Source organism: Endozoicomonas sp. ALB032 (assembly GCF_049310125.1).
Taxonomy (GTDB): domain Bacteria; phylum Pseudomonadota; class Gammaproteobacteria; order Pseudomonadales; family Endozoicomonadaceae; genus Endozoicomonas_A.
This window is the reverse complement of the sequence record NZ_JBLYNW010000001.1, coordinates 320,624-345,679: the sequence shown is the minus strand read 5'-3', so window position 1 is coordinate 345,679 and position 25,056 is coordinate 320,624. Positions and strand designations below refer to the sequence as shown.

The window sequence follows — 25,056 nt, the reverse complement described above, 5'->3', positions numbered from 1 at the left end:
AGAATCGGTTTTTATAAGTCATTTATATTCTATTTATCATTGAAATAAAAACTATACTGTCGTCTTGTTGAGTGTTACGAACAGGCTTTTAACCGGGTTTTACCGTAACTATGGTCGAGGAGCTTAAGCATGAAACGAGTTTTAGGGGCTCTACCCGTGCTGGTCTTATCCATCGCTGTGAATCACAGTGCAATTGCTTTTGCCGTTGAGCAGCGCCAGGGAGGGCTTACGCACTCAGATTCAAAGCAATCAAAAAATGGAACGCTTCTTCCATCCGATTTGGATCCGACATTGCCGTCGGGCGACTCAAGAGCTGGGAAAAGCAGTTCTGTTGATTCCTCATCAAGTCAAAGTGATATTAAAAACAGCCCCAGTGAGCTATTTGCGCTATTAAAGGGCACGTTAGTAGAGGGCATACAGCTTCCTGAGAATTCTCAGAGAGCGATCATCGATCAGAACAACCTGATTCCTTTTGATGTCGATGAGGATAACTACACTGACGCTGAGAAAAAGCCAACGCTTCTTTGGGCAAGGGCGACATTTCTTAAAAAAAAGCACCCCCCTCACCTTAATGAAGGTGATCTCCGGCCGGCACTATTTCCGTTAAACACTTCCTCCTATAACCGGGCCGATCCCTTCGGGACTGCGGTCGTAAAGTGTGGTTCCCCACTGCCGGCACCTTTAACCAAAAAGGGTCGCTGCAATGATCAGCAAGCGACCGGATTCTGTCGAGTCAAGTTAGAGTGGGGCGGAGGGGTCTATACCCTCGTTGGTATGCTGGCCAACACACCCGATGATTTCAGCGGATGCCTTTTATCGGGTAGAATAACAGATAATTTCCTGGTATCCTTGGGGGTTGAGGCTCTGCTACCCAGAGACATTCTGGTCACTGACGAAGAATATTATCAGATCAATGTTACTTATCGCAGAGGCTCCTACCGATTTCGGAAAGAGCCTAGGCATCCGGTACTCTTTGCATCGACAGTACTCTTGTCTGGGAGTCTGCGTCATGAAACTTTGTGTAAAAATGATGCCAGCCCCGGAACCCAATGGTACAGCGATTACAGCGATGGGGTTCGTGAAAGCGGAGATGGATGTGCAGGACTGATAGCTGGTGCTAACCCATCAGGCTCTATGCTCCATTTTATCCCTATACGAAAGAAGGCCCTTCCAGTCAAGCAGTCTCCTGTTGTATGGCAAGCAATGGAATCTGAACAAGATATCAGAGGAGTCAATCTTGATGTTTATGAATACTTTTGCTCCCCCAGAAGGCCTTACAAAGAGTTTATCCTGGGCTCACTGGCTGGGCAGGGATCTAATAAGTATTGTGGATATATAGGTACCAGTGGAAAAAGTGGCTACGTCGCTACCAATCAGGATGGCAGTATTGCTACTGATTACCTGAAACCTGTGATTAATGGTAGGATTGGCTGGAAGGCTTTTGAGGATAATCTGCCTGACGAGGCTATTATTGCCGGTTACAGCGTTGCAGGTTTTAGCAGAAGAATAGACAGGGTACCGGTATATTTTTGTCGTTTTATGAATAACGGTTTCAAAACCTTCGGCCAGTATTTTAAGGAGGGCAAAGTCTGTAAAGCATCATTTGCAACGCCCTGCGGAGACTCCAACGCCCTGGTTACTTCAGATACCTTTGAAATTCTAGTCAGGAAGTGACGGGCAGAACCAGGAAGGCTGCAGACGGAATGTCAATTGTCGTTGTTTGGGCAATGGTGCGGCCCGCACTGGCTAATGAACATGTCATTAAACGTTTGAATGAACTGCTCTATGTGCATTTCAATAATGCCGGTACTGGCAGGGCTTCTCTCAGAAGTAGACCTGAATCCTTCGATGTTAAGTGGGATTGTGTCTTTGGTTATGTCGAATATGTACGGTACAGCATGTTTCAGGAGGTCCTTTACTTGCGGCTTTGTCAGGCCATAAGCGACTCCATAGCTGAAATGCCCCGGATTACTCCTCATGACTTCAAATATTACGCTATTTTCTGAGGAAAGAGGCTGAGTGTGTTGATTAATGGTAATCAGGTTTTCAACTGCAGCAGACTCACCTTCAGGGTCACGGATGTAAACGATATCTTTTTCTTTGTCATAGCCAATCAGGCTGTAGGCGTGTTCGGTTCTAATTCCTGCGAACGGTCTCAGCCCCAAGGGAGCTGAATGGGGTGGGCTAATGGAAACAGTGGCTGCTTTTTCATTATCGACAAAAGAATTAAGTTGCTTCTTCAATCGCTCCTGAGTTTGAAGTTGCGGGTTGACGAAATCGGTAAGCGATCCCATCAGTACAGTCAAAACTGATTCTTCATCTAACCCGTCCAGTTCTGAGTATTGATGATACTTGAATCTTGCCGGGCGATTATATCGATTTGCATTAATGAAACGTTTCGACAGGTGGGCGTAAGCGGCTTCCAGCATAGCCAGCCAAACACCACCATCACGTGTTTCGGCAAAGTGTGAGTAGCGCTCAACTTCTCTGAATTGGATCAGCGTGCCATCATCAATCCCCGGAAAAACAATGTCAAATGTTCGTTCATCCGTCGTCGTATGGAAGTAATTGAATATTAGTCTTTTTCCGGTTTCAGAACTGGCAATTGAGGCCAGTGAGGCAATCAGAACACAATCTGGAAAATGTTTCTGCAGTAGATTGTCGGGAGTAATACTGGTCAAGCCGTGGGGGAAAAGCCGTTTATAGGCGTTGTTAAACGGTTGCCGTTCTGGCCTGGCAAGCCAGGTATCCCAAAATCCGTTGTCCTGCTCGTAGTGATACTTTGCGGCCTGCCCCGACAGTTCAGCCAGCTCAATACTATCCCTGCTTAATAAAGCGGTAACAGGGTTTTGCCATTGCTCGAAATTAACAAGGTAAAGCCTGATGGTCTGGTAAAGGTCTTTGTTCAAATAGGGAGCATGATAACCCTCAATCAGTTCATCTTGGGAGAGCAGGCCATCAGAGTCTTTATCAAGTGCACCTGCCAGCTCCGGAAAGTAGCGGTACGCCGAAGGGTAACCGGGTGAAAATTCGCCACTAAATACCTGGACAGTAAAAAAGAGCAGACTGGTCAGTAATAAAGTACGTAAATGGTCCATCCTGTTAATTCCTGTAATAAGCATCCTGCTGTTAAGCCATGCCCTCTGGTTTTGTCATGGGTTGTGACACGGCTTCTTAACCATTAAGTGCCTGGTTAGGTACTTAGATGACAGGAAGTTCAAAAAGTTCATTTACAGGTGAGAGAAATGGAGATTCCTGTTAGCAGAATGAGCAACTGGCCAGGTCCTTAGTTATGGTTTATAGGGCATTGATACGGCCCGTCCTGACTAATGTGCATGATATTAAAGGTGCTAATAAGCTGGTCTATGCTCATTTCGATGATGCCGGTATTGGCGGGGCTTTTCTCAGACCAAGACCTGAGTCGTTCAATATTGATTATGTCTTTCTCCATTTTAATCGTCTTAGGGTCATTTAGTTTAAGGAAGTTGTTTACTTCAGACTCTGTCAAGATATAGGCGACTCCGTAGTCAGGATGGCTGGGATAGTTCATCATGGCTTCAAATATTACGTTATCTCCTATGGAAAGATGCTGATTATGTCGAATAATGGTAATGAGATTTTCAACCGCAGCAGAATAACCATGAGGGTCACGAATATAGACAACTTCTTTTTCCCTGACATAGCCAATCAGGCTGTAGGCGTGATTGTTTATAATTTTTGCGAACGGCTTTAGCCCGAGGGGAGCTGAATAAGATGGGATAATAGCAATAGTTGCTGCTTTTTCATTATCAACAAAAGTGTTGAGCAGTTCCTTTAATCGCCCCTGAGTCACAGATTGCAGATTGATGAGATTGCTATGCGATCCCATTAGTATGTGAAAAGCATCTGACTCCCTGATTGTATCCAGTTCTGAGTATTGATGATATCTGGATTGTGCCCGGTCATTATGTCGATTTTTATTAATGAAACGTTTCGACAGGTGGGCGTATGCGGCTTCCAGCACAGCCAGCCAGATACCACCATCCCGTGTTTTGGCAAAGTATGAATGGTGCTCAACTTCTCTGAATTCAATCTGGGCGCCCTCACTAATACCTTCAAAAAGAATACTTAATGCCTGTTCATCAATGGGATAGAAGTAATTGAATATTAACCTTTTTCCGGTTTCACAACTGGCTAATGAGGCCAGAGTAGCGATCAGAACACAATCTGGAAAATCTTTCTGCAGGAGGTTATCCGGGGTGATACTGGTAAGACCATGGGGGAAAAGTCGTCTATAAACGTCGGCAAACGCTTTTTGTTTCGGCTTTGCTAGCCAGGTATCCCAGAAGGTGTTGTCCTGCTCGTGATGATACTTTGCGACTTGCCCCGACAGTTCAGCCAGTTCAATGCTCTTCCTGCTTAATGAAGCAGTAACAGGGTTTTGCCATGACTCGAAATTAACAAGGTAAAGCCTGATGGTTTGGTAAAGGTCTTTGTGCAGATACGGGGCATGGTAGCCCTCAATCAGTTCATCGTAGGAGAGTAGACCATCAGAGTCTTTATCAAGTGCGCCTGCCAGCTCCGGGAAGTAGCGGTATGCCGACGAGTAGCCGGGTGCGAATTGCCCGCTAAAAACCTGGACAGAAAAAAACAGCAGACTGGCCATTAATAGAGTGCGTAATCGATCTAGCATATTCATTGGTGGTCAAAGATTCGCGTCATTCTCTTGATTTGTGGTCAGGGATTCGCGTCATCTTTGCCGTCGATGGCGCGTCATCATAATGCCATGCCGTGGGGCGAGGGTGATCAGGGGCTCGAGGGCGATGGGATGGCCAGCTACGAGGTCAAGGCGGTATTGCTGGCAGAGGGTGGCGAGGATGAGGCTGCCTTCCATCATGGCCATCTGGTTGCCAATGCACTGACGTGGGCCGCCGCCAAAGGGAAAGTAGGCAAAGCGCTTGATTTCGCGTTCTTTTTCAAAGCGCTCTGGCTCAAAGCCTTCAGGGTTTGGCCAAAAGGTGGCATGGCGGTGCGTGACGTAGGGGCTGGTGAATATCATCGTGCCGGCGGGGATGTGGTAGCCCGCGATTTCATCATCGGCGACGGCGCGGCGCGAGATGAGCCAGGCGGGTGGAAAGAGGCGCATCGCTTCGAGAAAGACCATGCGCGTGTAACTAAGCTTTGGCAAATCATCCAGCGTGGCACGTCGCCCCCCTGACACCTCATCTATTTCAGCCCAAAGGCGGCGGCGCACGGTGGGATGTGTTGAAAGCAGATAAGAGCACCACGCCAGGGCATTGGCTGTCGTCTCAGTCCCGGCGGTAAAAAAAATCAGCACTTCGTCGCGTAGTTGCTGATCGGTCATCTGTTCGTTCGTTTCTTCATCACGGGCGTGCATTAGCATCGAGAGCAAGTTGCCGCGTTCTGTATTGTCTTGGCGATGCCTGCTGATCATTTGTTCCACGGCGTCATTCAGCTCTTTTTGTGCCGCTCGGAAACGACGGTCACGCGGCGTGGGCAGCACGGGCGGCAGTGGCAAAAGCGCCCGGAATCGTTCGCCAATCTCAGAATTAATGAGCAAGGTTTGGCGATGGATCGCCTCGGCTTGCTCTTCAACGTCTACTCCAAAGAGGGTTGTGCTGACAATGCGGGCTGTCAAGTGTCCCATTTCCGCAGCCATATCGAACGCCGCTTCCTCTTCCTCCTGATCTTTTTGCACCCAGGCCGCAAGCATCTTGACCGTTTCCTCAACCATCAGCTCCGCAAAGGTCGCGATACGCTTATGATGAAAGGCGGGTTGCGCCAAACGACGCTGCCGTCGCCAAAACTCCCCTTCGCTCGTCAGCAAGCCCTCACGAAAAAACCAGCGTGACATATCCCAGAGGGGATTGCCTTTGTCATAGTTACGATTATTTGTTTGAAGCACATGACGAACATGGTCTGGGTGCGTCACCAAACAGGCTGGCCAAAGCCCATAGCGGAAACGCACAATATCACCGTACTGATTGCTCAAGCTCATCAGCGTGCTGAGGATATCGCGCTGCCCCTCCTTCATCACCTTGAGCATTTCAAGCCCAGTCGGCCCAGGGACTTGAGGCGCGGACGACATGCTTTCTTTGCGGCCAAATAACTTTAAACGGGTCATGACCCCTCCTTTTTTACTCATTGATTTCGATCAGCGATTTCCCACCCCATTCGTACGGCGCATCAATGCCAAAGAGACGCAAAAGCGTCGGAGCGACTTAACCCCTGTAAAAAGCAGCTTGTTACACGTGACACCTTCTGGTCTGATGGTGATTTTCGACAAGGCTAATTAGCCATTAGATAACAGCAAGTCCAAAGAGTAGTTTATATCCGGCTGGCCAGGCTCCTAGTTATTGATATTAGGGCATTGATAGGGGCCGCACTGGCTGATGAACAGGACATTAAATGTATCAATGAACTGTTCTACGGTCATTTCAATGATGCCGGTCCTGGCAGGGCTTCTCTCAGAAGTAGATATGGGTAATGAAATATCGGAAAGGATTTCGCCTTTGGCTATGATGTCCAGCGCCTGTGGTGCGGTTTGGTTGAGGAAGTCGTTTAGTTCAGGATCCGTCAGTCCATAAGCGCGTTTATAGTCAGGGTCCCAAGGGTGGCTCTTTATGACTTCAAATATTGCACTGTTGCCTGAGGAAAGAGGCTGAATATGTTGGTTAATGGTATAGAGGTTTGTATGCGTAGCAGACCAGCCATGAGGGTCACGAATATAAACAATATCTTTTTCTTTGTCATAGCCGATCAGACTATAGGCGTGATAGCTTTTGATTCTAGCGAATGGCCTTAACTTCAGTAAAGTTGAAATTGATGGGTTAACAGAAAAAATCGCAACTTTTTCATTATCAACAAAAGAGTTGAGTAGCTCCTTCAACTGCTCCTGACTTTGAAGTTGCGGGTTGATGTAATCGGAATAGGATCCCATAAGTACATCAATAGCTTGCATCTGGTCTACCCCGTCCAGCTTTGAATATTTGCGATAGTCAAACCGTGACCAGTCGGCTTGTCGATATTTTTTAACGAAACTTTTTGACGATTCTGCGTAAGCAGCTTCCAGCATAGCCAGCCAGATACCGCCATCACGTGTTTCGGCAAATTTGTGGTGCTCAACTTCTCTGAATCGAATCGGTATACTTGCATTACTGCCGCGAAAAACGATGCTAAATACCTGTTCATCAGCCGTATTATAGAAGTAATTGAATATCAGTCTTTTTCCGGTTTCGGAGCTGGCTATTGAGGCCAGCGAGGCACTCAGAACACAGTCTGGAAAATACTTTTGCACAAGATTATCCGGAGTAATACTGGTCAGACCATGAGGGAAAAGTCGTCTATAAGCGTCTGCATAAGGTTGCCGTTCCGGTTGTGCAAGCCAGGCATCCCAAAAAGTGTTGTCCCGCTCGTGGTGATACTTTGCCACTTGTCCCGACAGTTCGGCCAACTCAATGCTATCCCTGCTTAATGAGACGGCAACAGGGTTTTGCCACGACTCGAAATTAACGAGGTAAAGCCTGATGGTTTGATAAAGGTCTTTGTTCAGATACGGTGCATGGTAGCCATCAATGAGTTCATCGTAGGAGAGCAGGCCATCAAAGTTTTTATCAAGTGCAGTTACCAGCTCTGGAAAGTGGCGGTATGCCGTCGAGTAGCCGGGTGAAAATTCTCCAGCAGAAGCCTGGACAGGAAAAAAGATCAGAATGGTCAGTAATAAAGCGCGTAATGGATCCATAATGTTATCCCCCTTTTAAAGAACATTATTGGTGTTACGCAACTCCCTCTGGAGAGATCAGAGGTTGCGATACAACCCGTCTAATTATTAGAGGCAAAAAAGCTCCAAAGAGTTCATATATAGGTCAGTAAAATGGACACACCTGTTATTGAAGCGACCCACGATGGGTCACCTGTCTTGACCAGTTGGTGGCAGCCAGATACAAAAAAACCGTGCTTTCAAAAGTGAAAAGCACGGCTTTATTGGTACTTTGGAACTGGAAGATATTACTCGTCCAGGAAGCTCCTCAGGTGATCCGAGCGCGTCGGGTGACGCAGCTTTCTCAGAGCCTTGGCTTCGATCTGACGGATACGTTCACGGGTAACGTCGAACTGCTTGCCCACCTCTTCCAGAGTGTGGTCAGTGTTCATGTCGATACCGAAACGCATGCGTAGTACCTTCGCTTCCCGAGCCGTCAGGCCAGAGAGTACGTTGCGGGTAGATTCTTTCAGACCAGTGCCGGTAGCCCGATCGATAGGTGACTGAATGGTCGCGTCTTCGATAAAATCACCCAAATGGGAGTCTTCATCGTCGCCGATGGGTGTCTCCATGGAGATAGGCTCTTTGGAGATTTTCAGTACCTTGCGGATCTTGTCTTCTGGCATTTCCATGCGAACAGCCAGTTCTTCAGGAGTCGGTTCACGCCCCATCTCCTGGAGCATCTGTCTGGAAATACGGTTCAGTTTGTTGATCGTTTCAATCATGTGAACCGGGATACGAATCGTTCTGGCCTGGTCCGCAATGGAGCGGGTGATAGCCTGACGGATCCACCAGGTAGCGTAGGTCGAAAACTTGTATCCGCGACGGTATTCGAATTTGTCTACCGCTTTCATCAGACCGATGTTGCCTTCCTGAATCAGATCCAGGAACTGCAGACCACGGTTGGTGTATTTTTTGGCGATAGAAATAACCAGACGCAGGTTGGCTTCGACCATTTCTTTCTTGGCACGACGGGCGCGGGCCTCGCCCAGAGACATTCTGCGATTGATGTCCTTGATCTGGACCAGCGTACAGCCGAACTCTTTCTCAATAGTGATCAGCTTCTTCTGGGCACGTATGATTTCATCCCGGTAGTGATTGATGGCTTCAGCATAGCCGGCGCTGCCAGAAGTGATGTCATCAATCCATTTCAGGCTGGTCTCGTTGCCCGGGAAAGTACTGAGGAAGATCTTGCGAGGCATTTTCGCGCGGCGTACGCAGAATTGCATGATCGCGCGCTCATTGCCCCGAATGGTGTCCAGAGTATTCCTGATGCGGAAAACCAGCATGTCAAAAACACGGGGAACCAGTTTCAGAGGCATGAAAGCTGTGGTCAGTTCATCCATTGCAGCTTTGGCTTCTTTGGAACCAAAGTCATGCTTTGCCAAAGTGCTCAGTACCTTCTCATGACCAGCGCGAAGGAGATCAAAGCGCTCTTTGGCTTCTTCCGGATCAAGACCGCCAGCGTCGTCATCGTCATCGTCATCAGAGTCATCGTCGTCAAAGTCTTCTTCGATGTTCTCGACAGCAGGAGAGGGGGGGGCGACAGGCTCATCGGAATCAGGATCGATATAGCCGCTGATCAGATCAGTCAGGCGGCCTTCTTCTTCTATAATCCGGTCATATTCGTCCAGAACAATCTGAACCGAGCCAGGAAATCTGGCCAGGGCTGACATGACTTCACGCAGCCCTTCTTCAATGCGTTTGGCGATCTGGATTTCGCCTTCGCGAGTCAGCAGTTCGACCGTGCCCATTTCACGCATGTACATGCGCACAGGGTCAGTGGTTCGGCCTGCTTCCTGTTCAACAGCTGCAAGAGCTGCTGCTGCCTCTTCGGCAGCAGCTTCATCAGTGTCCGCTTCTGACAACAACAGGGTATCGGCGTCCGGCGCTGTTTCGTAGACGGTGATACCCATGTCATTGATCATGCGAATGATATCTTCAACCTGGTCAGGGTCGGAGATGTCTTCAGGAAGATGGTCATTTACCTCAGCGTAAGTCAGGTATCCCTGTTCCTTACCGCGAGAGATAAGCTCTTTCAGTCGGGATTGTTGTTGCGAGTTAGCTGACATATCAACCCTTTAACAGCGAAAGTGGAGTGCCGGACGAAAAAAAACGTAAGCAGGCAATTATAGCTCAAAAAACATGAGGTTTTCCACAATAAAGTGTAAAAGAGTACACTCTCGCGGATCTGCACGATGTTCAGTGGATGGGGCACCGGAAAAACGGTCCATGAAAAACTACGCATGGTGAGGGTCCCCTTCCTTGGCTTTTTACCGTAAAAGCACCCTCTCACAACAGGTGAGTCAGTAAGATGCCTTCTTCGCTCATGGCTGTTTCAGACCGGTTTCAGAATCAGGTGTGTGGTTAATAACGGCTTCCCACATAGCACAGTGAAGTTCAAGTATATACCTAAAAATATGTGCGTCGCCATAAATAAAGTGATAAAAAACAATTTACATTTTACTTACAGTTATTGCTAAAAAATAAGGCGTTTGTCGTTCAGTCCGGGATTTTTCCGGGTTTTCAGAACGTTATTTCTTGGTACTGGTGTTCGTGGACTCGATACCGAGTTTTTTCTTTTTCTTTTCAAGCAGGGCTTCCAGAACACTGCGTTGTGCCGAGTCTATCTGACCGGGTTTTTTCTGTGAAAAAGTTTGTTTAAGAGAGTTGGCCGTCTGTTTGTGCTCAAGCTCCCGGACCGTATCCCTGATTCGTTCTATAGCTTCATGGAATTCTTGGTCGTTGGGCTGATGCCCAAGTTCCAACGATGCGATTTCCTGAAGTCGAATGCCGTGGTGAGTACCATGCCATTGTGCGATCAGGGCAATAGTGGCCAGTTTAGGTTGTTCCTGAAGCGTTTTTATCAGAGCAATTAACAGTTGTGTATCAGGATGCCCGTCACCTTCCAGTTCATTGATTGCTTTTACGCTGGTCGCTAATTCAGGATTACAAAGCAGGTGCCGGATGGCATATAGAGATCGACCCACTTTTAATGGCGCAGGAACGGGCGGTTCGTTCTTTTCCTTAAAACCCTTTTTAAAGGGTTTGCGCTCAAAACTATACGTCTGAGGTTGGAAGTGCTGGGCAGACTCAGGCTCATAGTGCGCTTGCGGATAATAGTCGGTTTCAGCAGGTATAGGGTAATCGTCGTATGCGTTATCAGCGGCAGGTTCAGGCTCACTCTTTTTGTTTAAATAATTTTCAAGAGTATCGGTATTCAAACCAGTGATCTCTGACAGTTTCTGCATCAACATCTGTTTGAACAGACCGTCGGGAATCTTGTGGAGGTGAGGTTGTGCATCGGTGGCCAGTCGTGAACGTCCGTCCATGGTATTCAGGTCGATACCGTTACTGAGTTCCTGAAACAGGAAAGTGTCGAGGCTGAGGGCGGTGGTTTTTATTCTTTCCAGAAAGGCATCGGCACCTTCTTGTCTGACCATGCTGTCCGGATCTTCGCTCTGGGGTAAAAACAGAAAACGTGCCTGATTGCCATCTTTCATATGGGGAAGAGTGGATTCAAGGGCTCGCCAGGCTGCGCGTCCGCCAGCATTATCGCCGTCAAAGCAGAACACAACTTCTGATACGGTTTTAAAAAGTCTCTGTATGTGGTCCGGGGTTGTTGCTGTACCCAGGGTGGCGACAGCATTGTTAATGCCCTGTTGGGCCAGGGCAACAACATCCATATAGCCTTCGACAACAAGAATGCGTTCAAGGTGGCGATTATGCTTTTTGGCTTCATACAGTCCATATAACTCCCGTCCCTTCTGGAAAATGGGGGATTCCGGTGAGTTGAGGTATTTGGGTTTGGCGTCGCCCAGTACCCGGCCACCAAAAGCGATGATTCGGCCTCGGGTATCATGAATGGGAAACATGATTCGGTCGCGGAAGCGGTCATAGCGGCTTTTGGTTTCTTCTTTTTCCACCAGCATGCCGGTGGTAACTAACTGGTCTTCTTTCTCCTGGTTCTCTGCCAGATGATTCTTCAGGTTGTCCCAGCCAGGCGGGGCAAAGCCGATACCGAAACGTTTGCAGGTCTGGCCATCCAGTCCTCTCTGCTTAAGGTATTCAATGGCTTTGGGTGCATCAGAAGCTTTAATCAGTTGTTCGTTGAAAAAAACGTTGGCTTTGGTCATCAGCTCATAAAGCGGGCTGTGATCCGGGCCGCGTTTTTGACTGTGCTGTTCTCTGGGAACTTCCAGTCCAACCTGGCTGGCCAGAGAATCAACTGCTGTCGGGAAGTCCAGGTGGTCAAAATCCATGACAAAGCCCAGGGCGTTGCCGCTGGCACCGCAGCCAAAGCAATAGTAAAACTGCTTGTCCGGGCTGACAGTGAATGATGGGGTTTTTTCCTGATGGAAAGGGCAGCAAGCGGAGTAATTTCGACCGGTCTTCTTAAGCTTTACCCGGCTATCGACAACGTCCACGATGTCCAGCCGGTTCAGCAGGTCATCAATAAATGTCTGGGGGATGCGTCCGGCCATAAATGCCCATAAATGTGAGTGCCAGCCATTGAAGTGAAAAGGCCGCTGCCAGAAATCTTAACAGAGTGCTGATGTTATCATCGCTAATGGACGGTTGTCAGTGATTGTTGCCAATGTTGATGGCAGACTTGCGCAGAGCTGACTCAGTTAAGCAGTTGTCTGATGGTCTGGCTGACCTGACTCATGTCTGCCCGGCCTTGAACTTTAGGCTTGATAATGCCCATGACCTTTCCCATGTCGCGCATGCTTTGTGCCTCGGTTTCGCGAATGGCTTCCGAGACGAGTTGGCTGATTTCTTCGGTGCTGAGCTGCGAGGGCAGGAAGCCCTGAAGAATGGTCAGTTCCAGTTTCTCCTGATCAGCCAGATCAGTGCGCCCTGCAGACTCGAACTGGTTGATGGCATCGCGGCGTTGCTTGGCCATCTTGTCAAGTGCTGCAAGGGCGCGGGTGTCGTCAATCGACTTTTCGTCTACTTCTATTCGCTTAAGCTCGGAAAGAGCCAGGCGAATCGTTCCCAATCGAACCTTGTCGCGGCTGCGCATGGCATCCTTCATTGCAGCAGTCAGTTGTTCCCTGACCTGGCATTCGCTCATGTTCTTACCTCAATACGATTCTTTCCCGAAAGAAAGTTTCGAGCAGAAATTTGGGAATCGAAGTTATTAAAGCCGGAAATCCGTTCTTAATACAGACGCTCGCGACGACGCTGTTCGCGCTGCAGTTTTTTCAAATGACGCTTGACAGCAGCAGCGGCCTTGCGCTTGCGAACGGAGGTAGGCTTTTCGTAGTGTTCACGACGACGTACTTCAGCCAGTACCCCAGCCTTTTCGCAAGAGCGCTTAAAGCGGCGCAGTGCTACATCAAACGGTTCATTTTCTTTAACTTTAACAGCAGGCATGCAGAGATCACCTTCCTATAAAAATAGTGAGTACATTAATAAAGGTTTGCAGCCCGGCATCACAACATCTGCTATTAGTACCATCTACTCTCTTTCAGAAAATTCTGCCCTGTTGTTCACAAGCCAGGGATGGCTTGGCAAGGATTTATTTTCGACCTGACGATTTTCATATCAATGAATCACGCCAAACGAGAGCAGGCGGTTGAGCATTCACACTTTTTTCCGGAGTACAGTTAATCTGATGCCCTGAAAGCCGTGGGAAGAAGCTAATTCCGACCCGCAAAATAAGCCTGAACAAATGTTCAGACTAGCCGCGTATTTTTAAGGGTGGGAATTTTATAGACTATTTTCAATAAATGCAAAAACCTGACTTGCTTTCATTCCTTTAAGAGTCCCCGGGGTTGCGGTGTCTGGCATTTCCTGTAAAGGCCGCTTTGCAGTATCATCCCGAGATCCTGCAGCAGGTAGCGAATAATAGCCTTATAGGTAGATTCTTATTATCAGGGTGCCTGTTATTTGTGCTGAGGTTGATGAGCTGAAAAGCTGTCTGAATGACGGTAATCCACAGTTTCTTTCAGAAACCAGCGGGAAGTGTCAGCTGTATCTGACAGGCCAATGCTAACGGATCGTGGCATTGCCTTAATGAAAACAGCTTTTTTTTGAAAACAGTAGTGGGTCTAACAGATGATAGTCCTCGGGATTGAAACATCCTGTGATGAGTCAGGCATTGCACTTTATGACAGCGAGAGAGGGTTGCTGGCGGATGCTCTGTACAGTCAGATTGAAATGCATACCGAGTATGGCGGTGTCGTGCCTGAACTGGCCTCCAGAGACCATATCCAAAGGGTTCTCCCACTGATCAGCCAGGTGCTGGAAAAAGCCGACATCACACGCAAACAGATTGATGCCCTGGCCTACACCAGAGGCCCGGGTCTGATTGGTGCACTGATGGTGGGAGCCAGTATAGGTCGTTCCATGGCCTGGGCGCTGGGTGTTCCTTGTGTGGGTGTCCATCATATGGAGGGTCATTTGCTGGCTCCTATGCTGGAAGAAAATCCACCTGATTTTCCTTTCCTTGCCTTACTGGTGTCGGGTGGTCATACCCAATTGGTGCGGGTTGATGGTATTGGGCAATATCAGCTGTTGGGCGAGTCTATTGATGATGCTGCTGGTGAGGCTTTTGACAAAGTAGCCGCTATGTTGGAATTAGGGTATCCCGGTGGTCCAAGGGTTTCCAATCTTGCACAGAAGGGGACTGAAGGGCGTTTCCGCTTCCCACGGCCTATGTGCGATCGTCCCGGTCTGGATTTCAGCTTCAGTGGTTTGAAAACCTTTACACTCAATACCATAGCAGCCTGTAAAGAAGAAGGTGGGCTGAGCGAGCAGGATCGAGCGGATATTGCCTGGGCTTTTGAAGATGCCGTGGTTGATACTCTTGCATTCAAGTGTCGTCGGGCTCTCAGGCAGACCGGTTTGAAACAGTTGGTGATTGCCGGAGGTGTCAGTGCCAATCGCCGGTTGAGAAATCAGCTTGAAGCCATGGCGGCAAAAGAAGGTGGCAGCCTTCGTTATGCCAGACCTGAGTTTTGTACAGATAATGGTGCAATGATCGCCTATGCCGGTTGCCAGCGTCTGCTTGCCGGTCAGACGGAGCCCCTTGAAGTGGCCCCGATGCCACGCTGGAACATGGAAACACTGGAAGCCGTTAACCTGAAACCAGAGGGCAGGGTGAATGGATAAGGTTCGAATTGAACAGCTGGAAACCCAGGCTGTGATTGGTGTTTACGAATTTGAGCACGAAGCGGCCCAGCCTTTGATCATTGATTTAGAGCTGGAAACTGATTTTTCCCGGGCATTTCGATCTGACGACCTGAACGATGCCTTGGATTACGATGCTATCAGCCAGACCGTTCGTGCTTTTTGCGAAGCATCCCGATATGCTTTGCTCGAAGCCCTGGCAGGTGGCATCATTCAGTTAATTCAGGCGAATTTCAATGTTGACAGGGTCGGAGTACTGATCCGAAAACCACAGGCATTGAAAGGTGCTTTAGCCTCCGTGTGGTGCGAACGAACCAGGGAAGAGATGCGTCAGCCATGACACTTTTTTACATTGGCGTAGGGTCCAATGATGAGGCCGAGCAAAACTGTTGGCAAATGATACAGACTCTCCGTCAGCAGTTTGGTACCTTATTGGTCAGCAGTCTGATTCAAACGTCTGCCGAGGGTGGTGCTGTGGCTAAGGAGAGAGCGGCTGATTACTATAATGCTGTCGCCTGCTTTGAGAGCGAAGTGTCATCCGCATCGATTAATGGCTGGTGCAAGCAGGTAGAAGACCGGCTAGGAAGAGTCAGAGGCAGTCTTGAATGCCGGGCTGATCTCGATATTTTACAGGTGGTTGATGATGTTCGCGATGTGAGGATCAGCAGCATCGAAGAAGTTTACTATCGACCCCTGGTAAAGCAGTTATGGAATTTTCAGATGGGCAGGCCAGTCAGTGTTTTTACCGGCGCTATTAATCTGGTATTTGAACCAGGCGTTAAGCTGGGTAGTCAACCTCGTCTTCTGCCTGAGCTGGAGTTCGAAGCCATCTGATCAGCAGCCCGTTCATGGGCTGAATAATTCTAGTGATCCAGTTGTTCCTGCATTCGTAATACTCTCGTTTTTCTCAGTTCTTCACCTATCGCCTTGCCCTTAAAGCCCCGGGCAACAATCTCTTTGGCATTGGTCGAAAGGCAAAGAGAAAGCAAGGATTTTATCTGGCTCTGATGGCTTTCAGAAAGTGTTTTTTTCTGAGCTACGGCAATGCAGCGGCTGGCTTTCAGAAAGGCGTCAAAACGTTCTGACCGCCTGAATGCATCGGTGTTTTCAAACAGAATCATTAGCTGTTCTGCTTCTAGGGCTTCGGCGAGCTCGATTAAATAAGCACTGTGCTGAAAAGTCAGGCTGGACAGCTCTGAAAACTGGGAAGGTGTTTTCAGTCGTTTACTCAGTGCAGTCAGTAAGTCTCTGGAGAGTTCTTTTTCAGAAGCGAAGGTGACTGCAAATCGAACGTCACAAGACGCCTGTTGAATGGCTGCCGTGCGAAGTGCTTTTATGCCTGTCGAATTCTCTCTCAGGAAAGGAGCCCATTCCGGCATAACGGCGTTTATGGCGTGACACTCAGATAATACTTCAAAAAATATCTCAGGGTCAGGTTCAGACAGGGCGCGTGTGGTTTCTTGCCAGATTCGCTCGGGAACCAGATAGGAGGCTTCACCTCTGTCGATCATAGAGGACATCAATTCGAGAGTCTCGGGAGCCACCCTGAACCCCAGGTGATGGAAGCGGGCGGCAAATCGAGCTACACGAAGAATGCGCAGGGGGTCTTCCTGGAATGCCGGGGAAACATGGCGAAGCAGTTTTTGTTCGAGGTCTTTCTGACCACCGTAGGGATCATAGATATTGCCAAGATCATCCTGGGCCATGGCATTAATGGTCAGGTCTCTGCGGATCAGGTCTTCTTCCAGAGTGACATCGGGGGCGGTATGAAAAACAAAGCCAGTGTAACCATGACCGGACTTTCTTTCGGTACGAGCCAGCGCATATTCTTCTTTGGTATCCGGATGAAGGAAGACAGGGAAGTCCTGGCCAACAGGCTGAAAGCCCTGTTCAGTCATTTGCTCAGGACTGCTACCAACCACTACCCAGTCGTGATCTTTGAGTGGAAGGCCTAATAACCTGTCTCGAACGGCACCGCCGACCAGAAAAATGTCCATGTCATCTCAATCTATTTCGTTGAATAAAATACATTAACTGCAAGGAAGCTGTTATAGAACCTTCTTTCATCAGGTGATCTATCCTTCCTTCCTTCCTGTAAACCAGAAATCAAGGATAGAATTATTAAACACTCACTCTTTGCAGTACCCTTGTCGATGCTACTGGCGTTGTTGATCGCCTGCCAGACCGAAGCACTGACAAGACATTATATTATCGAGCTTGGACAAGATGCAGGTTCTCCGAAACAGAACTCTATCATAGAACGTGAGCCGCCTGCGTTGTCACGCAAGCCATCAGATATTGCCGACACAAACGCCTATGCAGGACCCGCTTTAGCACCTCATGAAAAACGACACAGATCTGACAGTTATGGGTTACAAATGACCTTTGTTGAGTCGATTCCATGGCAGTTGCTTTACACCGCTCACCTGCAGGTTGTTTACGAACTGATCCTGCCCTCCAGCCTCACCGCTCGTGGTGCAAGCTTTTATCCACAGCTACCTCTGGAAGCAATTCTTCTTGTCGGCTGGCTTTTAAAAAGCTATCTGAACACTAGTTCAAAGTGGTTTGATTGGGCTCAACAGCAGGCGAGCCGGGATTACCCGTTTACGGCTATTACCGGGACGACTGGCTCCGGACACGGACAGACACAATACTCGCCATCAGCATCATCCACTCAGCAAGTATCGGCAGCCACTCCCCTCCTTGCTGGCTATGTTACTGAGGTCTCTTATTCTGACTTTGGTGATGGTAACGGTGAGCCTGAACAACACCCGCACACTTTAGGTTTAAATTGTTTCCTCCATCCCTGTAATGGCGTTTGTCAATTCAGACCATCATCCAATATCAGAGAGCCTGCAGTTTGGTCGCAGTATTGCGAAGAGCGTTCGACAGACCAGACAGATGATGTTCCTGACATTCCGGTCCTATTGAATTCTGATGTCGTATTTGGACCTCAGGCCCATGAGTTTGATTGCAACCCTATCGATGGGGGCGCTTCAGGTTCGATGAGCACAGGTACAACCTTTACAGCTGGCGATAGCGGGTTATTCAATGATGATTTAACAATGCCAGGAGACTGGTTTTACACTGCTAATGATTTGGCAGCTAATAACGAGTTGCCCGGTCGAGAGAGTCTTCTCGTAGATGAACCGATTTTCTTTACTCCTGCCGATTCAGAAAGACAACAAATAATCACCGAGCCATCCCGATCAGGTCAGGGCCAACCACCCCTTTTCCGGGCAGACACAGTAGAAGCCACAGACCATACAGGACAAAAAAAACCTAACCTGGCAGTGCTCGCGGAAGGTCACCAGCCGCAGACATTGAGAACAGTTTGCAAGAATGCCAAAGGACTGTCGAATCTTAGAAGCAGAGTTCACATCGGGCAACGAATCTGTGAGGTGATCGTGATCGGGGAAGATGGTCAGCAGCGACCATGCGGGAAAATCTGCAAGAATGCCCGAGTCATGTCTTCTCACAAAAGCGCAAGACACAGCGGACAAAAAACCTGCGACCTGACAGTGGTTGGAGAGGATGGCCAGCAGCGGTCATGCGGCAAGGTCTTCAAGAATCTTTACGCTCTTTATCTTCACAAAAACAATTTCCACATCCGACACAGAACTTGTTTGGTGGCTGTGGTCAGGGAGGATGGTCAGCGACGGATATGCGGGGTGACCTGCATGACTGCTCGCGAACTGAGGGATCACAAACAAAAAGAGCACAGCGGGCAACAAGCCTGTGACCTGACAATAGCCGGTCTGAATCAGCAGTGCCCATGCAAGGTAGTTTGCAAGAACGCTAAAGCCTTGACCGGGCACAAAAGAATGCATCGAAAGCGCAAGCCTGAAGATCTCGACCAGGACAAGGACAATCGTTCTCGGGAGATAAAGTGAATAACTAATAATCAGGTCCGCAATCAAACCTTTTAGGGGGTCTTGATCTATCCTTCCTCTCTGTAAAAGAGAATGCAAGGACAGAATTATTAAACACTCAATCTGTGCCGTAATGCTGTTGCTGCTATTCTCGTTGTCTGTCGTCTGTCAGGTCGAAGCGGTGACAGGGCGTTTTATTGTCGATCTTGGACAGGATACAGCTTCACTAAAACAGGGCTTTTCGATCAAACATGATCGGCCTGAATTGCCGGTCAACCCATCAGATATTGCTGTTACCAACGGCAATGCAGAATCTGATTCGCCGCCCGATGACAAACGACATAGATCTTACAGTTACAGTGTAAAAACCACCCTCATCGAATTGATTTCGTGGCAGTTGCTCTGTGCCACTGACTTGCTGGTCGCTTATGAATTGAAACTGACTGGCAAAGATGTCCCTCTTTATTCATGGCTACCTTTAGAAGCGGTCGTCGTTATCGGTTGGCTTATAAAAAGTTATTGGAACCCCGATTCATTGCTCTTAAACTCAATTGAACAACAAAAAATGCGTCCGGATTATCCACTCAGGGCCATCACCATGATGTTCGGCTCCGGACAAAACCCGGAAAAATACCCACCATCAGAATCATCCAGCCAGCCAGCGATTCGGGCAGCCGTCCATCATACAGGCTATCTCACCAACCTCCTGTATTCTGACCCTGGCGGTGGTAACGGTGGCCCTCGACAATATGCACATACTTTAGGTTTAAATTGTTTCGTCCACCCGTGTTATGGCTTTTGTAGATACCAACTGTCACCCGATAGCAGGGAGTTCGTTGAATCGCCGCTGAACTCGGTAGAACATTCGACAGGCAGCAGAGGGCAACTCAGTGATGATGTGCCAATGCCGAGTTATTTTCCTGTCAACAGTAATGACTGGTTTATAGCCAGTGTTTTACTCAATCTGGGTGGTCATTGTCTTCAGGAAGAACGCCGGATTTCATCTACGCAAAGTTATTTCACACCTCCAATGGAAACTTCAGAAACACAACAAACAGCAAGAGGATCATCCCAATCAGGTCAATATCCACCCCGTATTTCCAGGGCACGCAGGTTAAAAACTGCAGATCGCAGTAGTCATCGGACTTGTGAAGTTATCCTGGTCGGAGAGGATGGCAGACAGAGACGGTGCGATAAGGTCTGCAAGAATGCCAGCGCCCTGTCGAGTCACAAAAGCAGCTTTCACTCTGGCCAAAAGACCTGTAAAGAGATTCTGGTTGCAGAGGATGGTCAGCGACGGCCTTGCAGGAAGATTTGCAAGCATGCTCAAGCCCTGTCGGTTCACAAAAAAAGAGAGCACAGTGTTCAACAAATCTGTAAAGTGAAAGTGGTCGCAAAAGATCGCCAGCAACGGCCATGCGGGAAGGCTTGCAAGAATACTGCGGCCCTGTCGATTCATAAAAGCAATTATCACACCGGGCAAAAAACCTGTGACCTGCCCGTGTTTGCAAGGGATGGTCAGCAGAAGCCGTGTGGGAAAGTCTGCCAGCATGCTCAGGCCCTGTCGACGCACAAAAAAAAAGACCACGGTGTGCAAAAAAGCTGTGTCGTGACAGTGGCCGGTGAGGACGGTCAGCAACGGCCATGCGGGAAAGTCTGCAAGAATGCTCTTGCCTTGTCGCAACATAAAAGTAGCGTCCACAGCGAGCCAAAAACCTGCGACGTATCGGTCGTCGGAGAGGATGGCCAACAGTGGCGATGCGGAAGAGTCTTCAAGAATGCTCATACCCTTTCGGTACACAAAGGGTTACATCGAAAACGCAAGCCTGTTGAAGTGCACCAGGATGATGGCCCCGAACCTCACGTAAGTAAATAAGTGACTGCTCCCCGCCCTGTCGAGGGTGTCGCAAAACTCTGGTTCCCGCCTTCACCCCCGTCATTCCCAACTTGATTCTCGTCATTCCCGATTTCATTCTCGTCATTCCCGCGAAGGCGGGAATCCACACTGACTCACCACCAGAACCATAATGCCCGGTGCTCCCCTGGCTTTGTCATCCCCGAGAAGGCAGAGATCCACCGTTGGCGCTGGATTCCCGCCTTCGCGGGAATGACGAACTCAGAGCATGGGAACGAGCTGTTGGAGTTTTGCGACACCCTCGATTGGGCGAGGGTTTACGACGATTTTGCTAATGATCGGGTCTGGCAGCAGATCTTTCATATGGTTTTGCCCGGGGCAACCTTTGGCTTTTTTAATAGAAGGTTTTTAAAAGAAAAGCATACTTGTTTTCCTGATCTATCCTTCCTTTCTGTATGCCAGAACTCAAGGATAGAATTATTAAACACTCACTCTTTGCGTTATCGCTATTGCTGCTTCTGACGTTTTCTGTCATCTGTCAGGCCGAAGTGCAGACAAGACGTTTTGTTGTTGAGTTTAAACAGAATGCAAGCTTTCCAAAACAAAGCTTTTCTATAAAGTCTGATCTGCTCTCAAAGTCGGGCAACCCGTCAGACATTGCTGATACAAACGGCTGTACAGGGTCAGATTCACTGCCCGATGAAAAACGACACAAATTGAGCAGTTACGAGCTCAAAATGAATCTTATTGAGTCGATTTCATGGCAGTTACTTTACGCCACTCAACTGCTGGTTGCTTACGAACTGATCCTGACCACCAATCACGCTCCTGTATGCTGCAAACGATATTCATGGCTGCCTGTAAAAGTGGTTGTCGCTGCCGGTTGGCTTGTAAAAAGCTATTGGAACTCTGAATCATCACTTTTTAACCCGATTGAACAGCATGAGGCGACATCCATGCTGACACAGGGGGATCTCCCGTTTGTAACCGTCACTGCGGCGTTTGGCTCCGGACATAACCAGCAACAATATTCGCCATCAGCATCATCCGGCCAGCAAAGTCCGGGAACAGTCACCTGCCCTGCAAGCTCATTCACCAGCTTCCTGTATTCCGAGTTTGATGACGGTGACAGAGACCCTCAACAACACCAGCATACTTTTGGTTTAAATTGTTTCGTACATCCCTGCCAGGGTTTTTGCAGACTCCGATCATTATCCGATAGCAGAAGGCCTGCTGAATGGTTGCTGAATGCCATTGAACCTTCGACAGGCCAGACCGGAGTAGCAAATACAGATTATAACGGGCCACTTAATGATGATCTGACAATGCCCCGACGTTGGCCTGCCACCGCTGATGACCTGATCATAATTAGTGGTTTACTTAATCTGGGGCGTCAAAGTCTTCACGAAAAAAACGGGATGCCCTCTACTCTGAACCATTTCAGACCTCGAATGGAAGTTCCGGAAACACTACAAACAAAAACAGAATCATCGCAACTGGTTCAGGGCCCACACCGTCTTTCCAAGGCAGTTAGAGTACAAACGAAAGACCAGAGCGAACAGGAAACCTCTGGTGTGACCATGGTCAGGGAAGATGGTCAGCCGCAGCTATGTGGTAAGGCCCGCAAGAATGCTCAAGCCCTGTCGCATCAAAAAATAAAAGACGACACTAGGCAACGAATTTGTGAGGTGAGTGTGATCGGCGAGGATAGCCAGTCGCGGCCATGCGGAATGGTCTGCAAGAATCGTCAAGCTCTCTCTTATCACAGAATAAGAGATCACTCTGGCAAACAAACTTGTAGCGCAGCGGTGGTTGGCGACGATGGCCAGCTGAGGAAATGCGGGACAGTCTGCAACAATCCTATAACCCTGTCGGAACACAGAAGAAGAAGCCACAGCGGGCAACAAACCTGTAAGCTTACCGTGATTGGCGAGGATGGTCAGCTGCGGCCATGCGGGATGGTCTGCAGGAATGTTCTGGCCCTGTCGGCTCATAAAAGCGGATACCACAGAGGCCAGTCAATCTGTAACCTGGCTGTGGTTGGGGAGGATGCTCAACCGCAGCCATGCGGGAAGATCTGCAAGAATGCTAAAGCTCTGTCGAATCATAAAAGCAACTTCCATGGCAGGCAACAAACTTGCAAAGTGGCTGTGATCGGGGAGGGTGGTCAACCGCGATCGTGCGGGAAGGTCTTCAAGAATGTTCAAGTACTGTCGCATCACAAAAAATCAAGTCACAGCGGACAGCAAGTTTGCAGCGCGACCCTGTTCACAGAGTGTGGCCAGCAACGGCCATGTGGGAGGGTCTTCAAGAATGGTAGAGCACTGTTGCATCACAATAGAATACATCGAAAACGCAAGCTTGTTGATGTGGGTCAGGACGGTGGTCCGGGTTCTTGATCTCATACCCGTCTTTTCATGTGGTGATCTATCCTTCCTTTCTGTCGAACAGAATGCAAGGATGGAATTATTAAACACACATTCTTTGCTGCATCGCTGTTGCTGCTGATGTCGCTATCTGACATCTGTCAGGCCGAAGCGTTGATACGAAGTTTTATTGTCGAGCTTGAACAGGATGCAAATTCTCTAAAGCAGAACTTTTCTGTGAAGCGTGACCGGCGTAAATTGTCGGGCATCCCATCAGGCATTGTCGTCGCCAGAGGCTATGATGCAGCACCCGATTTGCCTGATAATAAACGGCAAAGATTATATAGTTACAGGGTCAAAATACCCCTTGTTGAGTCGATTTCATGGCATTTGCTCCACGCTACTCATTTGCTGGTTCTTTACGAGCTCATCCAGACCACCAGAGACACATCTCAGGGTTTAACCCTATATTCATGGCTATCTATGGAAGCTGCCGTCGCTGTTGGTTGGCTCTTAAAAAGTTATTGGAATCCTGATTCGACGTTGTTTAACTCGCTTGAACAACCGTCGACTTCTATGCTGCTAAAGGGGTCTTGCCCGTTTTCAGCCATCACTGCGATGTTTGGTTCTGAACATAACGCACCGCAACACACGCCATCAGAAACACCCGGCCAGCAAGCTCCACAAACCACCACCCAACCGACAGGCGCTCCAATCAGGCTGGTGAATTCTGATTCTGGCGGCGGTAACGGAGGTCATCAACAACACCTGCATACGTTGGGTTTAAATTGTTTCATCCATCCTTGTCATGGTGTTTGTCAATTCCAGCTCTTATCCAATAACACGGGACTTGCTGAATGGCCACTGAAATTCGGAGAAAGCTCATGCCCGCATCTGGCTTATGGGCACTGCATGGGTTGCATAGGTTATTTTGACTCTGAAAACGTTAAATATTCCCTGGGAAATGTGCCTCTCGAAACAATGAATGGTTTGCCTGACATTAAAACCCAATTCATTGCAGACCAACTATTTGAGCCCTGGGCCCATGGCATTGACGTTAACTCTATAGACGGAGTCACTTATAAAACTGAAACTGCCGGATTATTCAATCATGAAGATCCAGTGCTTGGGAATGCATTTTCGGCCGCTCATGACTCCGTGCTTTTTGATCGGTCCGTTGATCTGCAGATTCCTCATGAAGAAACAGGTTTTTCTATGCCGTTTACCCATCCGGAAACACTACAAACAACTGCTGCATCAAGCCAATTGGATCAGGGTCAACATCATCGTTACCGGACGGTGGCAATACAAGCGACAAACAACAGTAGTCAAACAATATGCTACGCGACTGTGGCAGGGGAAGATAGCCAGCAGCGTCTGCCTGGGAAGGCCTGCAAGAGTGCTCTGGTTCTATCAAATCACATAAGCAAATACCGCACTGGGGTACAGATCTGTAGTGAGACTGTCATCGGGACGGATGGTCAGCAACAGCCATGCGGAAAGATCATCAAGAATTATGAAACCCTGTCGGATCACATAAAAAGATTACACAGCGGGCCACAAACCTGTGACTTAGCCTTTTTCGGGGAGCACGGCTTGCAGAGGCCATGCAGGTCAGTCTGCAAGAATGCTCGCGCTATGTCAGTTCACAAAAGCAGATACCACTCCGGGCAAAGAACCTGTGCAGTGATAGTGGTCGGAAAGGATAGTCAGGTGCAGCCATGCGGAAAGGTCTGCAACAATGCTCAAGCCCTGTCGGATCACAAAAAAAGAGCTCATACCAAGCAACAAATCTGTGACCTGGTTCTGCCCGATGGCCGTCAACACTTGTGTGGGAGGGCATACAAGAATTCTAATGCCCTGTTGGATCATAAAAGAAAATATCACTCCGGACAAAAAAGCTGTAACTTGCCACTGGTGGGAAAAGATGGGCAGTCGCGACCATGCGGGAAGGTCTGCAAGAATGCTCAAGCTCTGATCTATCACAAAAAAATGCATCGAATGCGCAAGCCTGTTGATGTCGAGCAGGACGCTGATCCCCGTCCTTGATCTGGCACCCGTTCTTTC

General features: G+C 48.6%; 17 protein-coding genes. 8 read left to right on the top strand and 9 right to left on the bottom strand.

The window, feature by feature from the left end:
• The first annotated feature begins 129 nt into the window (after nucleotides 1-129).
• A complete protein-coding gene (locus ACO6VG_RS01265; RefSeq protein WP_422472315.1) occupies nucleotides 130-1,674 on the top strand; it encodes a hypothetical protein in 1,545 nt (514 codons plus the stop codon).
• A gap of 32 nt (nucleotides 1,675-1,706) precedes the next feature.
• Here the strand turns inward: ACO6VG_RS01265 and ACO6VG_RS01260 are convergent, their stop codons facing one another.
• The 8 genes from ACO6VG_RS01260 to rpsU all read right to left on the bottom strand — a co-directional run bounded on the left by ACO6VG_RS01260 (nucleotide 1,707) and on the right by rpsU (nucleotide 13,138).
• Complete coding sequence (locus ACO6VG_RS01260) at nucleotides 1,707-3,098, bottom strand: hypothetical protein (RefSeq protein ID WP_422472313.1); 1,392 nt, start codon at nucleotides 3,096-3,098, stop codon at nucleotides 1,707-1,709.
• 188 nt (nucleotides 3,099-3,286) lie between these two features.
• A complete protein-coding gene (locus ACO6VG_RS01255; RefSeq protein ID WP_422135239.1) occupies nucleotides 3,287-4,678 on the bottom strand; it encodes a hypothetical protein in 1,392 nt (463 codons plus the stop codon).
• 51 nt (nucleotides 4,679-4,729) lie between these two features.
• Nucleotides 4,730-6,124 carry a cytochrome P450 gene (locus ACO6VG_RS01250; protein WP_422135238.1) on the bottom strand — a complete coding sequence of 465 codons (1,395 nt, stop codon included), beginning with the start codon at nucleotides 6,122-6,124 and terminating at the stop codon, nucleotides 4,730-4,732.
• Nucleotides 6,125-6,349: 225 nt separating this feature from the next.
• On the bottom strand, nucleotides 6,350-7,741 hold the full coding sequence (locus ACO6VG_RS01245) for a hypothetical protein (protein ID WP_422472311.1): 1,392 nt from the start codon (nucleotides 7,739-7,741) through the stop codon (nucleotides 6,350-6,352).
• A 266-nt stretch (nucleotides 7,742-8,007) separates the two neighbouring features.
• Entirely contained in the window at nucleotides 8,008-9,831 is a 1,824-nt protein-coding gene (gene rpoD, locus ACO6VG_RS01240; RefSeq protein WP_422135236.1) for an RNA polymerase sigma factor RpoD, read from the bottom strand.
• 462 nt (nucleotides 9,832-10,293) lie between these two features.
• Nucleotides 10,294-12,243: a DNA primase gene (dnaG, locus tag ACO6VG_RS01235; RefSeq protein WP_422135235.1), complete on the bottom strand. Its 1,950-nt coding sequence runs from the start codon at nucleotides 12,241-12,243 to the stop codon at nucleotides 10,294-10,296.
• 143 nt (nucleotides 12,244-12,386) lie between these two features.
• Nucleotides 12,387-12,836, bottom strand: a complete 450-nt coding sequence (locus ACO6VG_RS01230; RefSeq protein ID WP_422135234.1) for a GatB/YqeY domain-containing protein — start codon at nucleotides 12,834-12,836, stop codon at nucleotides 12,387-12,389.
• A gap of 86 nt (nucleotides 12,837-12,922) precedes the next feature.
• Nucleotides 12,923-13,138 (bottom strand): 30S ribosomal protein S21, encoded by a 216-nt coding sequence (gene rpsU / locus ACO6VG_RS01225; protein ID WP_034839300.1) that lies wholly within the window; start codon nucleotides 13,136-13,138, stop codon nucleotides 12,923-12,925.
• A gap of 684 nt (nucleotides 13,139-13,822) precedes the next feature.
• Between rpsU and tsaD the strand changes: the two genes are divergently transcribed.
• From tsaD to ACO6VG_RS01210, 3 genes are read left to right on the top strand one after another with little or no spacing between them, the layout of a single operon-like run.
• Nucleotides 13,823-14,878: a tRNA (adenosine(37)-N6)-threonylcarbamoyltransferase complex transferase subunit TsaD gene (gene tsaD / locus ACO6VG_RS01220; RefSeq protein ID WP_422138848.1), complete on the top strand. Its 1,056-nt coding sequence runs from the start codon at nucleotides 13,823-13,825 to the stop codon at nucleotides 14,876-14,878.
• Nucleotides 14,871-15,236, top strand: a complete 366-nt coding sequence (gene folB / locus ACO6VG_RS01215) for a dihydroneopterin aldolase (RefSeq protein ID WP_422135232.1) — start codon at nucleotides 14,871-14,873, stop codon at nucleotides 15,234-15,236. The genes tsaD and folB overlap by 8 nt, the downstream gene beginning before the upstream one ends.
• The gene (locus ACO6VG_RS01210) at nucleotides 15,233-15,730 is read left to right on the top strand and encodes a 2-amino-4-hydroxy-6-hydroxymethyldihydropteridine diphosphokinase (protein ID WP_422135231.1); all 498 of its coding nucleotides are present in this window, start codon (nucleotides 15,233-15,235) and stop codon (nucleotides 15,728-15,730) included. The genes folB and ACO6VG_RS01210 overlap by 4 nt, the downstream gene beginning before the upstream one ends.
• Before the next feature lie 29 nt (nucleotides 15,731-15,759).
• On the opposite strand, the gene ACO6VG_RS01205 is transcribed toward ACO6VG_RS01210, so the two are convergent.
• Complete coding sequence (locus ACO6VG_RS01205; RefSeq protein ID WP_422472309.1) at nucleotides 15,760-16,893, bottom strand: hypothetical protein; 1,134 nt, start codon at nucleotides 16,891-16,893, stop codon at nucleotides 15,760-15,762.
• A 150-nt stretch (nucleotides 16,894-17,043) separates the two neighbouring features.
• On the opposite strand from ACO6VG_RS01205, the gene ACO6VG_RS01200 reads away from it, so the two are divergent.
• The 4 genes from ACO6VG_RS01200 to ACO6VG_RS01185 all read left to right on the top strand — a co-directional run bounded on the left by ACO6VG_RS01200 (nucleotide 17,044) and on the right by ACO6VG_RS01185 (nucleotide 25,038).
• Nucleotides 17,044-18,789: a hypothetical protein gene (locus tag ACO6VG_RS01200; protein ID WP_422472307.1), complete on the top strand. Its 1,746-nt coding sequence runs from the start codon at nucleotides 17,044-17,046 to the stop codon at nucleotides 18,787-18,789.
• A 112-nt stretch (nucleotides 18,790-18,901) separates the two neighbouring features.
• On the top strand, nucleotides 18,902-20,644 hold the full coding sequence (locus tag ACO6VG_RS01195; protein ID WP_422472305.1) for a hypothetical protein: 1,743 nt from the start codon (nucleotides 18,902-18,904) through the stop codon (nucleotides 20,642-20,644).
• 434 nt (nucleotides 20,645-21,078) lie between these two features.
• Nucleotides 21,079-23,022, top strand: coding sequence for a hypothetical protein (locus ACO6VG_RS01190; protein ID WP_422472303.1), 1,944 nt, complete (start codon nucleotides 21,079-21,081; stop codon nucleotides 23,020-23,022).
• A 108-nt stretch (nucleotides 23,023-23,130) separates the two neighbouring features.
• The gene (locus tag ACO6VG_RS01185; protein WP_422135225.1) at nucleotides 23,131-25,038 is read left to right on the top strand and encodes a hypothetical protein; all 1,908 of its coding nucleotides are present in this window, start codon (nucleotides 23,131-23,133) and stop codon (nucleotides 25,036-25,038) included.
• Nucleotides 25,039-25,056 lie beyond the last annotated feature (18 nt).

Bases quoted from the DNA above. Each gene is read 5' to 3' on its own strand.
- tsaD (WP_422138848.1), top strand. From the start codon at position 13,823: ATGATAGTCCTCGGGATTGAAACATCCTGTGATGAGTCAGGCATTGCA.
- dnaG (WP_422135235.1), bottom strand. From the start codon at position 12,243: ATGGCCGGACGCATCCCCCAGACATTTATTGATGACCTGCTGAACCGG.
- ACO6VG_RS01195 (WP_422472305.1), top strand. From the start codon at position 18,902: ATGCTGTTGCTGCTATTCTCGTTGTCTGTCGTCTGTCAGGTCGAAGCG.
- ACO6VG_RS01205 (WP_422472309.1), bottom strand. From the start codon at position 16,893: ATGGACATTTTTCTGGTCGGCGGTGCCGTTCGAGACAGGTTATTAGGC.
- ACO6VG_RS01210 (WP_422135231.1), top strand. From the start codon at position 15,233: ATGACACTTTTTTACATTGGCGTAGGGTCCAATGATGAGGCCGAGCAA.
- rpoD (WP_422135236.1), bottom strand. From the start codon at position 9,831: ATGTCAGCTAACTCGCAACAACAATCCCGACTGAAAGAGCTTATCTCT.
- ACO6VG_RS01260 (WP_422472313.1), bottom strand. From the start codon at position 3,098: ATGGACCATTTACGTACTTTATTACTGACCAGTCTGCTCTTTTTTACT.
- ACO6VG_RS01185 (WP_422135225.1), top strand. From the start codon at position 23,131: ATGTCGCTATCTGACATCTGTCAGGCCGAAGCGTTGATACGAAGTTTT.
- ACO6VG_RS01250 (WP_422135238.1), bottom strand. From the start codon at position 6,124: ATGACCCGTTTAAAGTTATTTGGCCGCAAAGAAAGCATGTCGTCCGCG.
- ACO6VG_RS01255 (WP_422135239.1), bottom strand. From the start codon at position 4,678: ATGAATATGCTAGATCGATTACGCACTCTATTAATGGCCAGTCTGCTG.
- ACO6VG_RS01230 (WP_422135234.1), bottom strand. From the start codon at position 12,836: ATGAGCGAATGCCAGGTCAGGGAACAACTGACTGCTGCAATGAAGGAT.
- ACO6VG_RS01265 (WP_422472315.1), top strand. From the start codon at position 130: ATGAAACGAGTTTTAGGGGCTCTACCCGTGCTGGTCTTATCCATCGCT.
- ACO6VG_RS01190 (WP_422472303.1), top strand. From the start codon at position 21,079: ATGCCAGAACTCAAGGATAGAATTATTAAACACTCACTCTTTGCGTTA.
- rpsU (WP_034839300.1), bottom strand. From the start codon at position 13,138: ATGCCTGCTGTTAAAGTTAAAGAAAATGAACCGTTTGATGTAGCACTG.
- folB (WP_422135232.1), top strand. From the start codon at position 14,871: ATGGATAAGGTTCGAATTGAACAGCTGGAAACCCAGGCTGTGATTGGT.
- ACO6VG_RS01245 (WP_422472311.1), bottom strand. From the start codon at position 7,741: ATGGATCCATTACGCGCTTTATTACTGACCATTCTGATCTTTTTTCCT.